Genomic DNA, 12,707 nt, shown 5'->3' on the forward strand with positions numbered 1-12,707 from the left:
CTCTACTTCCCAATGCAAAAGCGACTAAAAATCCGGTCGAGGACGGACTCTGTGACTTCTTCGCCCGTCACTTCTCCCAATGCTTGAATCGCTCCTCGGAGGTCAATTGACCAGAAATCTAGGGGAAGTTGGTCAGCAACTGTCCCTTGCACTTGCTCAAGGGCAGTTTTCGCCCGCGTTAAGGCGGCGGCTTGTCGCTGGTTAATTGCTAAATCCAGGTTTGCGGCTTGCACATTATCGCTCTTGACGGTTTCGAGGATGGCTTGCTCTAAGCTATCGATGCCTTGATTATAGGCAGCCGCTGTAGTGACGACGCGCTTAATTCCCTGAGGGTACTCTGTCGATTTTTCTGGGGCAAGGTCAGTTTTATTGCTCACAAGAATTAGGGGACGGTGAGAGACGTTGTCGTAAATCTCCTGATCCTCACTTGTCCAACCCACTTGAGCATCAATGGTGAGGAGAACCAAGTCAGCCGCTTGCGCCGCAGAACGCGATCGCTCCACCCCAATTTTCTCCACTCGATCCACGGTATCCCGAATCCCTGCCGTATCTAGAACTTGCACCGGGATACCACCAACCACTAACTGCGACTCCACCACATCGCGGGTGGTGCCAGGAAGGTCAGTAACAATAGCGCGATCGCTCCGACTCCAGGCATTCAACAAACTCGACTTGCCGACATTCGGACGCCCGACAATTGCTACTTTCAAGCCTGTACGCAGCAGTTCTCCCTGCTCGGCAGTCGCTAATACTCTTGACAATTCGGCAGTTATATGATTTATTTGGGCGACAACGGCGGCTTCATCTAGAGGAGGCAAGTCCTCTTCAAAATCGATGCGCGCTTCTACTTCTGCCAAAATGTCTAGACAGGTGGCGCGTAATTGGCGGATGGGGGCAGCTAATTTGCCTTGTAATCCCGCCAGTGCCATTTGGGACGCTTGGAGCGATCGCGCCCCGACTAAATCCGCAATACTTTCTGCCTGAGTTAAATCCAATCGTCCATTCAGAAATGCCCGCAGCGTAAATTCTCCCGGTTGCGCCAGCCTTGCCCCCTGTTCGATGCACAGTTGCAACACCTGCTGAACGGGCATAATCCCACCGTGACAATGGAACTCCACCACATCTTCACGGGTGTAGGAACGAGGCGTTTTCATAATCAACAACAAAGCTTCATCCACCAAGGTTTTAGTTTGGGGATGACGCACGTAGCCGTAGAGAATTCGGTGGCTTTCCCAAGGCTGACTCCCTGGTGCCTCGAAGAGGGTGCGGGCGATCGCGATCGCCTCCATTCCCGACATCCGCACAATCCCCACACTTCCCTGTTGGGGGACTACCGCTGTAGCGATCGCGGCAATGGTTTCACTTTGTACGAACGTCTCGGACATCTTTGGGTAGGGGGAATGGGAGCAGGGGAGTTAGGAAGGAAGCAACTGTTTTGACTCCTTCCTAATTAGCCTAGCAAGGGAAAGGGGATGGCGGATAGTGAGCTTGTGATTAGCGGCTAGGTAGTCGGATTTTGGTGCAGTGGTGGCGATCGCTCAAATCACGTAAGAGGCGATCGCACTGTCGTACACTCAGCGTGCATTTAACCCGATTTGGGTGAGGTGAGAGATTTTAACGCTAAATTTGGTTCAGTAACACCGCCAGCCGTCAAAAGTTTCCCCTTCAATAATGCTTGGGGCAAGATGAAATTATCAGTAAGACCACTTGATATTAGCTAAGTGAAGTATAAACCGCCTTAATTACTATCACTTAAAATAAAAACCCTAGCACCCCTAACCGATGAGGGTTTTCTGATATTAGAGCAGAGAATATTCTCTTCCTCGCATCTAACTTGATATAAGTTCCTTTATAAAGATAATTTTTTATTTTACTCAAGAAGTCAAATTTGCCAAGTAAAACGTCGTGCTGCTTTACACCAAGCTTTGATGCCACTGACTCTATACAAATCTTTGTACAGATGCCACGAAATTTAAAGCTTGAAAATAATTGCTCGTTGTAATTTATATTTTGAGCGATCACTAGTTAAAAAATCTGTTCAAAATTCCAGTAAAATCTAATTAGAATTAGCTTGAGAATCAAACTAACTACTACTAGTTGGAGGCTGGATGTGCCATGAAAGAGTTTGAAATGATGGATGCCCTAAAGTGGACACCAGAAGCTAAAGAAAAGCTGAAAAATATTCCTTTTTTCGTGCGAACTCAAGCCAAAGTCAGGATCGAGCAAATAGCTCGTGCTTCAGATTTAGATGTGATAACGGTGGAAATAGTAGAACAAGCCAGGACTGAATTTGGTCAGTAAGGTCACAGCGCTCACTTACTGACTTTACTGATCTCAAGTAACTCTGGCTCAGTTCTGGCAATCATTAGCGATCAAGTTAATCTTGCAGTAACGCCTGAAACCCGTCGTTAATCCGGAAATTATCAAAAAGGGTGTTGTTTTTAGCTAACTGGCGATATTGCTCAGGAGCAAGAGCGATCGCTCGTTGCAAATGGCACATGACAAATTCAGAAGCCCCCAAGAAAGCATAACAGCAAGCTTTGTTGTAAAAGGCATTCGCCTGGTTGGGAGCGATTTCTAAAGATTTGTCGTAGTTAAGCAGTGCCTCTTCATAGCGACCGAGTTGTTCTAGGGCGACACCTCGGTTATACCAAGTAAAATCGTCTCGCTCATTTAATTTCAGAGCCTCATTGAAACAGGCAATAGCCTCCGTATGACGACCAGATTTACCTAATGCTGCACCTCGGTTAGACCAAGCTTGACCGTTTTGAGGGTGCAGGGCGATCGCGCGATCGAAGCTAAGAACAGCCTTGTCATAGCGTCCTAGTTCGCTCAACGTTGTACCTCGGTTGTGCCACACTTTCGCCCCATCCGGGTTAAATTCTAGCGCTCGATCAAAGCTATTGAGCGCATCTTCGTAGCGTCGCAACTGCAATAGAGCATTGCCCCGGTTGTACCATGCCCAGTAGGCATCAGGTTGTAGTTTTAGCGATCGCTCAAAGCTGTCAACTGCCTTGTCATAACGACCCCAGTCAGTTAGGGTAATCCCTCGGTTGTGCCACACTTGAGCAGCATTGGGGTTAAACTCCAACGAACGGTCAAAGCTGTTGAGGGCTTCCCAGTAACGACCTAAGTTCCCTAGCGCAATACCTCGATTGTGCCAAATCCATCCACAGTCCGGACGAATTACCAAAGCTTCATCAAAGCTCTTGAGGGCTTGCTCATGAAGGCTTAAGTTGCCCAAGGCAATGCCTAGCTGAGACAAGGTGTTGTAGTCGTCGGGTTTGAACTTCAAAGCTCGGTTGAAATTGGTAACTGCCGCTTTGTAGTTTTTCGCGTTGCTCAAACGCAATCCCCACTGGAAAAAAAACTCGGCTTCAAGATATAGGGGCAGCTTCATAGACTTGGCATCTATCCATAGAATGACTTTGTCTTTAAGATTCCCAGAATCATAACATAACTCAACAAGTGGACTAGAAATTAGTCATTAGATTAATCTTGTGCCTCTTCTAGCTCCCAAAGGAATTAACATCCTAGGGCTTGGCGATCTCAGCTACGACCTTAAAGTCTTAACAAGAAGTAACAAATTAGAAACAATATTAATAAAGTGATTTATTACGACTAGTAGAACTACTGATGCCGTTTCCGTCTTTACAAATTCCGGAGGCATGACTGTGGCACTTGTAGTAAGCAACGACTTAACCTTCTCGGTAACTTCCCGTGATAGACACTGACAACTCTCTTTTGGAGATGCACCCAGTCAAGTACCGAGACTGGACGATCAGCACTAAGGTAATCAACAAACAACTGTGGTTACGTTGGCAGCACCCAAAAGAACAGGTTCCCCGCTACAGCTATCCTGTGATGGAAAAGGGTTTAGCGGAGACAATTCGCTATGTACGCTTCTTGATTGATTTGGCGATTAAGTTAGAAGACGAAGCCCCGAAAGAGGGATAGGGTGAAGTATGAAGGGTGAAGTATGAAGGATGAAGTATGAAAGAGGTTATTGGTTCTCTTCCTCTCCCCTGCTCCCCTGCTCCCCTGCTCCCCTGCTCCCCTGCTCCCCTGCTCCCCTGCTCCCCCGCTCCTCCTCTCCCCTACTCAGGACTCACCAACTCACCGACTCAGGAACTCACCCTGTATCGGTGCAAGCTGTGGGGTTCTCAGGCTTCCGGCACGGCAATCTCGCAACCAGAGTTTGATAGCTTGACCGAAAGCACTATTGCTGGTTTCCCGTGGGGGGGTAGGAGGGCGTCCAGGTACAGTAGAACCAAGTCGAGAATACATCAAGGCTAAACGCCAACCTTCAGGGGTCTGGGTAAGAAACACCCAGTGGTATTGCTGGAACCTGAACTCCCTTCCATCTGAGTATTTCCGTTCGAGGGTGGTGATGAAGACTTGCTGAGGAGGTTCCACCTCAGAACTGGGGATAACAGCAGTATAGTCACCGGGGCCAAGGCTGAGGGGTTCAAACTCAGGCTTTCCGGCAATCAGGACGTAACTAAACAAATCGACACTTCGACTCAAGCGGCGGGCCCGTTGAATTTCCCGATTAGCATAACTGGGCAAATCCGGGAGCAGGAGCGTGATGAGAGTTTCTACATCCGTGGGGCAAGAGGATTGTACAGACACGCTATCGGGCATCTGTAAGTTTTGAGAGAGTGGGGTGTGAGAGATTGCTGGGGAAGAAAAAGCGATCGCCCCCGGCATAGCAATCATTCCTCCCATAACACTCCCGCTCAATCTGGCTATAAACAACCGCCAGTCATTCAAGGGAGTAAAGTTCCAATGACTAATTGCTAACTTCAAAATACTGAGGCTGTTGAGAGTGAATTAGTTCCCTCAAATTAATACATGACTAGGCATCTGCCAACTCTTGGCAAATTCGTTCCCAAGCGGCAGAAGGATCGGGCGCAGCAGTAATTGGACGCCCAATCACCAAATAATCTGCACCGGATTTAATCGCTTCAAAAGGAGTACGCGATCGCCTTTGATCTCCACTTGTTGCCCATTTAGGACGCACACCCGGACAAATTAAGAGAAAATCATCCCCACAAGTTTGACGCAGTTGTTCAACCTCTTGAGGGGAACAAACCGCCCCGTTCAATTGAGTATCTTTGGCTAAGAGTGCCATATGTAATGCATACTCTGGCAGTTCTAGGGGGATTTTTAGGTCAAACGCTAAATCGCGCGAGGTCAAACTGGTTAGCAGGGTAATAGCAACTAGCTTGGTTGGGGGGCATCCGGCAGCTTGTGCGCCTTCTTGGACGGCGTTAAAGGAGGCTGTGAGAGCAGCACGACCCGCCGTTCCATGAACCGTGAGCAAATCAACCCCGTAGCCTGCGGCTGCCCGACAAGCCCCCGCCATTGTGTTAGGGATGTCGTGCAGCTTTAGATCGAGAAATATTCGTTTTTGCCGCTCTTTGAGCTGACTCAGGATACTAGGGCCACAGCTAACAAATAGCTCCAATCCCACCTTCCACCAGGTGACTTGGGGCAACTGCTCCACAAGAGCGATCGCTGCTTCCTCGCTCGAAACATCTAAAGGCACAATTATCCGGTCTTCTACAGCCATTGAGCTTGCTTTGTAAGGGTAAGGATTGGGGGAGAGAAGAGAGTCGGTGAGTCGGAGAGTGGGGGAGAAAGTATGTTCGGCGAAGCCGTTGCCGGAGGCGCTTGGTGAAGTATGAAGTATGAAGGATGAAGTATGAATAGGGTTGGTTATTGCTTCTCCGCCGCACCCCTGCTCCCCTGCTCCCCTGCTCCCCTGCTCCCCTGCTCCCCTGCTCCCCTGCTCCCCCGCTCCCTTACTAAGGAACTAGGCGGACAAACTTCTTTTTCCCAACCTGTAAAACCTTACCATTGAGAGCATCAGGGTTTTCAAAGGTCAGGTCAATGTCAGAAACGCGATCGCCATCTAACTTCACCGCCCCGCCTTGAATTTGTCGCCGCCCCTCCCCGCTGCTTTTACACAAACCACTGGCGTTAAGGATGTAAAACAACTTTGCGGGAAATTCTACATCAGTTAGGCAAAATTCCGGTACAGCATCTCCCGTAGCCGTAGACCCTTTTTTTACAATGTCCTCTGCCGCTTGTTGGGCAGATGTCGCTTCTGCCTCACCATGGTATTGACTAACGATAGTGAGGGCGAGGAGTTTTTGGCGCTCTCGTGGAGATTCGGGGAGTTGTTCTAAGGGCAAATCCGTCAGCAGTTCAAAATACTGATCCAACAAATCGTCGGGCGTCTTTTCCAGCTTTGAGTACATTGTCAGCGCATCTTCCGATAAGCCGACATAATTACCCAAGGACTTCGACATTTTTTGCACGCCATCTGTCCCGATCAAAATTGGCATCAGTAAGCCAAACTGAGGCGTTTGGTTAAAATGGCGTTGTAGATCTCGCCCTACGGCAATATTAAATTTTTGGTCAGTTCCTCCCAATTCAACATCGGCTTGCACCGCTACCGAATCGTACCCCTGCATCAAGGGATAGAGAAATTCATGTAGGAAAATTGCGTTTCCTTGTTTATAGCGTTCGGCAAAGCCTTCTTTTGCTAGCATTTGCCCTACGGTCATTGTTGCTAACAAATCCAGGATTTTTGCTAAATCTAAAGAACTCAACCACTCAGAGTTGTAGCGAATTTCCAGGCGTCCGGGCGTCTCAAAATCTAGAATGGGACGGACTTGCTCTAGGTAAGTTTGAGCATTTTGCTTTACTTCCGCTGGGGTGAGTTGGCGACGTACTTCTGATTTTCCGGTCGGGTCTCCAATCCGGGCGGTAAAGTCTCCAACAATCAAAACAGCAGTATGACCCGCATCTTGAAATGATCGGAGTTTCCGGAAGGGGATGCTGTGACCAAGATGAATATCTGTGCCTGTCGGGTCGATACCTAACTTGACTCGCAACGGTCGATCCGTTTGGGCAATGCGTTGTACCAGGTTCTCGTTGGGGTCTTGAGAGGTCGGTTGATGGGGAAAAATTTCATTGACCCCCCGCTCAAGCCAAGCAAGAGAATCAAGAAGTTTTGAAGATTTATTAGCACTCATGCTAAAAGAGGCATTAATGTGGGGCAGATGGGTCAAACTTGTCAAAATAGTGTGCAAATCTTTAAAGCCAGACTATTATTATTGGCAAAAAATGCCAGAATAGCCATGCTGTTATTACATCAAACTTATCGCAGGATGCACTATTAATGGATATGAGTAAGGTTAGGGCTAGCGTTGCTGTTTTTTACCCAGCTACTGCTGCGAACAATCTTGCCAATAGTCCGGCTGTTGCTACGAATTTCTGTAATCATCTATAGAAAGCCCTGACCGATTGCGTTTGTTCAGAACGCCTGCAATCTTTTTTGAGTGAGGAAGTGAAATCGCCGTGTCATCTAGCACTATTCAACAGAAAAAAGAGCACAAAAGCGGTTTAACACCAGGTATTCGGTTTGTGCAGGGAGTCGCTAAGGCAACAGGCGGAACTGTCCTTGGCGTCACTATGCTCACCAGCTCCGTCGTCGCTGGCGGATTAGTCGGTCTGGCAGCCAGTTTCCGCAACCTCCCGGATGTCAGAGTTTTACGGGGTTATGTTCCTTCGGAAACGACCTATATTTACGATATCAAGGGCAAGCCCCTTGCTAGGCTGCATGGGGAAGCAAACCGAGAGGTAGTCAAGCTCGATCAAATTTCGCCTAACCTCAAGCGAGCAGTGATGGCGATTGAAGACAGCCACTTCTACATTCACCAAGGCATTAACCCCAATAGTGTCGGTCGGGCGCTGGTGAAAAACTGGCAGCAAGGGTCTGTAGTGGAAGGCGGCTCGACTCTGACGATGCAGTTGGTGAAGAATCTTTTCCTCTCACGCGATCGCAAATTTAGCCGCAAAATCGCTGAAGCCGTCTTAGCCATCCGCGTAGAGCAAATCTTCTCCAAAAATCAAATTCTGGAGATGTACCTCAATCAAGTCTATTGGGGTCACAACAACTACGGCATCGAAACCGCTTCCCAAAGCTACTTTGCTAAATCTGCTAAAGATTTAAATCTGTCAGAGTCAGCGTTGCTAGCAGGACTGATTCAAGCCCCGGAAGAATATAGTCCCTTTATTAACTACGACGAAGCTAAACGACGGCAATTTCAAGTCCTGACTCGAATGAGCAATCTAGGATGGATCACCGCCAGTGAAGCAGACGCCGCTTTCAAAGAGCCGCTAAAAGTCGGAAAACCAACATCCTGGCAAAGCAGCGAACTACCCTATATCACCGAAGCGGTTGTAGCCGAGTTGAACGAACGCTTTGGGAAAGAGGCTGTCTTAAAAGGGGGAATGCGCGTTCAAACAACCATCGACGCCAAATTCCAGCGCATGGCAGAATCAACAGTGACCAGAGCGCATGCTAACTTGCGTCGCCGTGGTGTACGAGCCGATCAAGTTGCCTTAGCGGCGGTTGACCCTCGTACCCATTTCGTCAAAGCCCTGGTTGGTGGTGTCAGCTACGATAAAAGCCAATTTAACCGGGCAATTCAGTCCCGACGTCAGCCTGGATCGTCCTTTAAGCCTTTTGTTTACTACACAGCCTTTGCGACGGGCAAATTCTCTCCCGGTTCTACGGTGTACGATTCCCCCGTCAGCTATCGCGATGGCAGTGGCTATTACTCTCCTAGAAACTACGGTGGTGGGTACTCTGGCCCGATGAGCATTCGCACCGCTTTAATTCAATCTGCTAACGTTCCGGCGGTGAAGATTGGACGAGCTGTGGGATTGGATAAAGTCATTGAAGTCCTACGCACTCTGGACGTTAAGAGTCCGATGGAACCGGTGACTTCGTTGCCCTTGGGAGCAATTGGTATGACCCCGCTAGAAATGGCAGGTGCTTATGCCACCTTTGCGAGTAATGGTTGGCACTCAACACCAACTGTGATTGTGCGGGTGACAGATACCAGCGGCAATGTGTTGCTAGACAATACCCCGAAACCCAAACTTGTACTCGATCCGTGGGCAACTGCCTCACTCAACAGTGTGCTGCAAGGGGTAATTGCTGGCGGTACCGGGACAGCCGCCAATATTGGGCGTCCAGCAGCCGGAAAAACAGGAACAACCTCGTCTGAGCGGGACGTCTGGTTTGTGGGTTACGTCCCGCAGCTAGCGACTGCTGTTTGGATTGGTAATGACAATAACCGTCCAATGGGCGGTGGGGTTACAGGCGGGGGCTATGCTGCACCCATCTGGCGAAGTTTTATGAGTCAGGCATTGCAGGGAGAGACTGTACGCTACTTCCCTCCAGCTTCTAACTTCGAGCGACCACGTAACTAGAGACTAGGGGCTAGAGAGAAGTGTTTAACTTCCGTTATCAAGTTCTTGTCTCCTTGACACTCTAGCCTTTAGCCTCTTTTTCCAGTTCAGATTTCATTCGCTCCAAGGTCATTTGCATCTGGTCAAACATTTGCTGCGGAGTAACACCGAATTGATTAAGCTGGGTCTTGAGTTGCTGGATTGTCATTTGTGCCATGAAGTCATCAGACAACTCGAAGCGCTTCATAAAGACCTGATAGCGCTCCATCATGTCTTCCATTTGCTGGATGTAAATTTTTTTACCTTCCAAGTCAAATTTACCGTAGCTGCTTCCGAGCTGGATTAGGGATTGATAATCTTCAAACAGCTGCTTTGCTTCTTGCTGGACTATTTCTGAATCAAAAAACCCCATTGTTCTCCTACTCAACCGAAGTGGGTTGTACGGCTACCTTTAATCACATTTTAGTTTAGGGTAAGGCTCCCGTAAAATTCGGTTTTCCGTATGTCGGCGGGTTACAGACTATTTGACACAAAACAATGTCGAGGGAGTCAATATCATAGAAGAATGCCAAGCTGATTTGGCTAAAATTCAGCCGTCTACACAGGTGAGTGCAAGGATGTTGAGCAAGCCAAAAAATCGAAGAGTTGCTGCCCTTTTGGCCTTTTGTGGGGCGGTATTTCCGATCGCCGGATTCCATAAGTTCTATCTGGGACAGCCGTTGTGGGGAGTAATGTATTTGTTGCTCTCTTGGACGCCCATTCCCAAAGTTGCCAGTGCGATTGAAGGGGTGTGGTATCTGGCACAAGAGCAAGATGAATTTAACCGGAATTTTAATTTGGGGGTGATACCTGCTAGTTCTCCTGTGGAGACGCCAGCAGTGACATTTGACCCCGCGCAAATCGGAGCGATCGCTGATGCCTTGCGCCAGTTGGATAGCTTACGCCAGGAGGGGTTAGTGTCAGAGTACGAATTTGAGCAGAAGCGCCGTCAGTTGCTCGATCGAATGCTGTAAAGAGTACAAAAGATGGCACTTTTTGACTGGTTATCTTCGACGGAGCGATCGCCTCGATTGCTCAACTCCAACTGGCATCATATTCAGGTACGCATCCAAAGCGACCCCTACTATCGGCTGCGATCGCAGGACGAAATTGTTGTCGCTGCTGCCTTAGGTATTAAGATTGATGTCAATCAAGCCAGCGTTGATGATTGGTTACGCCTGCCAGGGCTATCGATTCATCAGGCGCGATCGCTAGTTGAACTGACTAACCTGGGCGTCCAGTTTTACTGCACGGAAGACATTGCCGCCGCCTTGGGCGTACCCGCACAGCGACTAAGCCCGCTGAAACCGATTTTGAGCTTTTGTTACTACGATGGCGAGCTGTCTTGTACCCTCATCAACCCCAACACCGCCTCCGTTGAGCAACTAGCACAAATTCCCCTAGTCGATATGCCCCTAGCCAGAGCCATTATGCGCGATCGCCTAGAAGCTGGCCCTTATCGCCACCTTGCTGATTTCCAGCGACGCCTCTCCCTCGCTCCTAAATTAATCTCCCAGCTAATGCATTACCTGCGCTTTTGAAGGATGAAGTGAGTGCTGAGTCCTGAGTGCTGAGTCCTGAGTGGGAGAGATGGGGGCTGGGGGGATGAGGGTTTTAATAAACCACAGAGGCACAGAGGGCGCAGAGGTTGGAAAGAAGAGAGGGATGATGAGGAGATGAGGAGAAACGATAACCTCTTACTCTAGCCTCCGGCAACGGCTTCGCCGAATATACTTCATCCTTTCTTCCGCACTCAGGATTTAATAACTCATACCCACCCAATTCGGCTGAGGGGCCAGAAGCGGAAAGAGGCACGACCAATGACATTTTCCTGAGGAAGGAAGCCCCAAATGTGGGAGTCATTGCTGTTGTTGCGGTTATCTCCCATCACCAAAAGTTGACCTGATGGCACTTCCTCTGCTTCCCACTGATAGGCTGGAGCCTCAGCAATGTAGTCTTCTTTTTGAGGAATATTATTTAAATACACTTTGCCATCTTTCACTACCACCGTGCTTCCTGGTGTGCCAATGACCCGTTTGATGAAGGCTTGATCTTTTGAGTAGCCTTGAATTTGTAACTGCTGAGGTGGGTCAAACACCACAATATCTAGCCTTTCTGGAGGGTGGAAATGGTAGGAGATTTTTTCTACCACGATGCGATCGCCAATCTCCAGTGTCGGTAGCATTGAATCGGAAGGAATGTAGCGGGGTTCGGCAACAAATGTCCGAATCAGCAATGCCAAGACTAGGGCAACTACAATAATCTGTACATTTTCCTGGACTTGCTGCCAAAAGCCTAACTTTCCATCTTTGACTTCTGGCTGAGAAGTTGCCAATTTTGGAGCCTTATCTGATGCTAAATTTGGGTTCTCTGGGGACATACGAGGTTTCAAAAAAAAGCTGGTAGCGGCACCGTACCAGCACATAACTATCTTTATTGTTTCTCAGCCAAGATACCACGTATGAACTAAACAGTTGTCCGTTATGGGCAGGATCTAGAGCCGGGGCGTAGGAAAGCCAAGGCGCTGATTAGGGAAGCGCCCTCGTAGTCGGGTGAAATTAACAAAAGGGTGAAAAATCCTTAGCAATTAGCCATGAACGATTAACAATCTTCTAACCTAGCCTGCGGCTACGGCTACGCCGAACAACTTGCTAACCTGAGTTCCATCTCAAACCCCCTGTTGCCAATCCCCTATTCTTATTCTCTCTATACGTGAGACGACTTTAATCTTTTTAGCCGTTATAGCCCAGCCATGAGAATTGGTACTTAGACCTGAGATCTTCACCCGCCGAGCTTTATCTAAGTCACCACTAGTCAAACTCACTTTTTTTCCACCTTTAGCGATGATAGTTGTACTTCGCGGTACAGTCACGTAATATCGACCAGACTCTGTTTGCACTACTATTTGGGGAGGAAAAATGCCCATCACCGTAATGATTTCACCTTCAATCGTCAGTACTTCATTAGAAATTGGTGTTGAGAGATTTTCTGGTGTGTTGCTAGAGGAGAGAACAGGTTGCTTAACGACATAGGTAAGGAAGAGCAAATTAAATACTGCTAAACTACCAAGGGAGAAATTTCTCAAGAAATTTGACATGATTCTTCCAGGTTAAAGCGGCTGTGCTCGTGTTGGGAATATGGCTCAGGATGAGGTCTGTCTAAATCTGAAAATAGTCTGAAATCCCAAATCTGGACTTTTAAAACAGAGTGAGTGAGAGCAAATCTCTGTGAGCTTCATTGCCGCCAATCTGAAAAACTAACATAGTCTTTTCCCCAAGGTAGCGTCAACGCCTATGTTACAAATCTGCAATCTTTAGGTGTCAGCAAAGACAATAGGATTGGCACGCGGTATGTAGTTTTCTGCTCAACCCCTTGTAAGAAAGCAGATGCACCCG

13 protein-coding genes are annotated in these 12,707 nt (G+C 48.3%); 5 read left to right on the plus strand and 8 right to left on the minus strand.

Annotated elements, in window-relative coordinates; genetic code table 11:
- Positions 1-2 precede the first annotated feature (2 nt).
- Positions 3-1,385 carry a tRNA uridine-5-carboxymethylaminomethyl(34) synthesis GTPase MnmE gene (gene mnmE / locus AC5JR3_RS03020; RefSeq protein WP_495842907.1) on the minus strand — a complete coding sequence of 461 codons (1,383 nt, stop codon included), beginning with the start codon at positions 1,383-1,385 and terminating at the stop codon, positions 3-5.
- A gap of 730 nt (positions 1,386-2,115) precedes the next feature.
- On the opposite strand from mnmE, the gene AC5JR3_RS03025 reads away from it, so the two are divergent.
- Positions 2,116-2,301, plus strand: coding sequence for a PCP reductase family protein (locus tag AC5JR3_RS03025; protein WP_495842909.1), 186 nt, complete (start codon positions 2,116-2,118; stop codon positions 2,299-2,301).
- A 76-nt stretch (positions 2,302-2,377) separates the two neighbouring features.
- On the opposite strand, the gene AC5JR3_RS03030 is transcribed toward AC5JR3_RS03025, so the two are convergent.
- Positions 2,378-3,400: a tetratricopeptide repeat protein gene (locus AC5JR3_RS03030; RefSeq protein WP_495842911.1), complete on the minus strand. Its 1,023-nt coding sequence runs from the start codon at positions 3,398-3,400 to the stop codon at positions 2,378-2,380.
- A 350-nt stretch (positions 3,401-3,750) separates the two neighbouring features.
- Here AC5JR3_RS03030 and AC5JR3_RS03035 point away from each other — a divergent pair, with 350 nt between their 5' ends.
- The gene (locus AC5JR3_RS03035; RefSeq protein ID WP_495842913.1) at positions 3,751-3,957 is read left to right on the plus strand and encodes a hypothetical protein; all 207 of its coding nucleotides are present in this window, start codon (positions 3,751-3,753) and stop codon (positions 3,955-3,957) included.
- Positions 3,958-4,116: 159 nt separating this feature from the next.
- On the opposite strand, the gene AC5JR3_RS03040 is transcribed toward AC5JR3_RS03035, so the two are convergent.
- From AC5JR3_RS03040 to tyrS, 3 genes are all read right to left on the minus strand, one after another.
- Positions 4,117-4,809, minus strand: coding sequence for a hypothetical protein (locus AC5JR3_RS03040; RefSeq protein WP_495842915.1), 693 nt, complete (start codon positions 4,807-4,809; stop codon positions 4,117-4,119).
- Between the two features lie 49 nt (positions 4,810-4,858).
- Complete coding sequence (pyrF, locus tag AC5JR3_RS03045; protein WP_495842917.1) at positions 4,859-5,575, minus strand: orotidine-5'-phosphate decarboxylase; 717 nt, start codon at positions 5,573-5,575, stop codon at positions 4,859-4,861.
- Positions 5,576-5,810: 235 nt separating this feature from the next.
- The gene (gene tyrS / locus AC5JR3_RS03050) at positions 5,811-7,046 is read right to left on the minus strand and encodes a tyrosine--tRNA ligase (protein WP_495842919.1); all 1,236 of its coding nucleotides are present in this window, start codon (positions 7,044-7,046) and stop codon (positions 5,811-5,813) included.
- Between the two features lie 325 nt (positions 7,047-7,371).
- Between tyrS and AC5JR3_RS03055 the strand changes: the two genes are divergently transcribed.
- On the plus strand, positions 7,372-9,294 hold the full coding sequence (locus tag AC5JR3_RS03055; RefSeq protein ID WP_495842921.1) for a transglycosylase domain-containing protein: 1,923 nt from the start codon (positions 7,372-7,374) through the stop codon (positions 9,292-9,294).
- Between the two features lie 61 nt (positions 9,295-9,355).
- Here the strand turns inward: AC5JR3_RS03055 and AC5JR3_RS03060 are convergent, their stop codons facing one another.
- On the minus strand, positions 9,356-9,685 hold the full coding sequence (locus AC5JR3_RS03060; protein WP_495842922.1) for a DUF1825 family protein: 330 nt from the start codon (positions 9,683-9,685) through the stop codon (positions 9,356-9,358).
- A gap of 205 nt (positions 9,686-9,890) precedes the next feature.
- Between AC5JR3_RS03060 and AC5JR3_RS03065 the strand changes: the two genes are divergently transcribed.
- Together AC5JR3_RS03065 and AC5JR3_RS03070 are read left to right on the plus strand one after the other, a co-directional pair.
- A complete protein-coding gene (locus AC5JR3_RS03065) occupies positions 9,891-10,286 on the plus strand; it encodes an NINE protein (RefSeq protein WP_495842987.1) in 396 nt (131 codons plus the stop codon).
- 12 nt (positions 10,287-10,298) lie between these two features.
- Positions 10,299-10,853, plus strand: a complete 555-nt coding sequence (locus AC5JR3_RS03070; protein ID WP_495842924.1) for a ComEA family DNA-binding protein — start codon at positions 10,299-10,301, stop codon at positions 10,851-10,853.
- Between the two features lie 227 nt (positions 10,854-11,080).
- On the opposite strand, the gene lepB is transcribed toward AC5JR3_RS03070, so the two are convergent.
- Together lepB and AC5JR3_RS03080 are read right to left on the minus strand one after the other, a co-directional pair.
- Complete coding sequence (lepB, locus tag AC5JR3_RS03075; protein WP_495842926.1) at positions 11,081-11,647, minus strand: signal peptidase I; 567 nt, start codon at positions 11,645-11,647, stop codon at positions 11,081-11,083.
- A gap of 333 nt (positions 11,648-11,980) precedes the next feature.
- The gene (locus AC5JR3_RS03080; protein WP_495842928.1) at positions 11,981-12,409 is read right to left on the minus strand and encodes a hypothetical protein; all 429 of its coding nucleotides are present in this window, start codon (positions 12,407-12,409) and stop codon (positions 11,981-11,983) included.
- Positions 12,410-12,707: the final 298 nt, after the last annotated feature.

The sequence above is a fragment of the Kastovskya adunca genome (genome assembly GCF_059505785.1).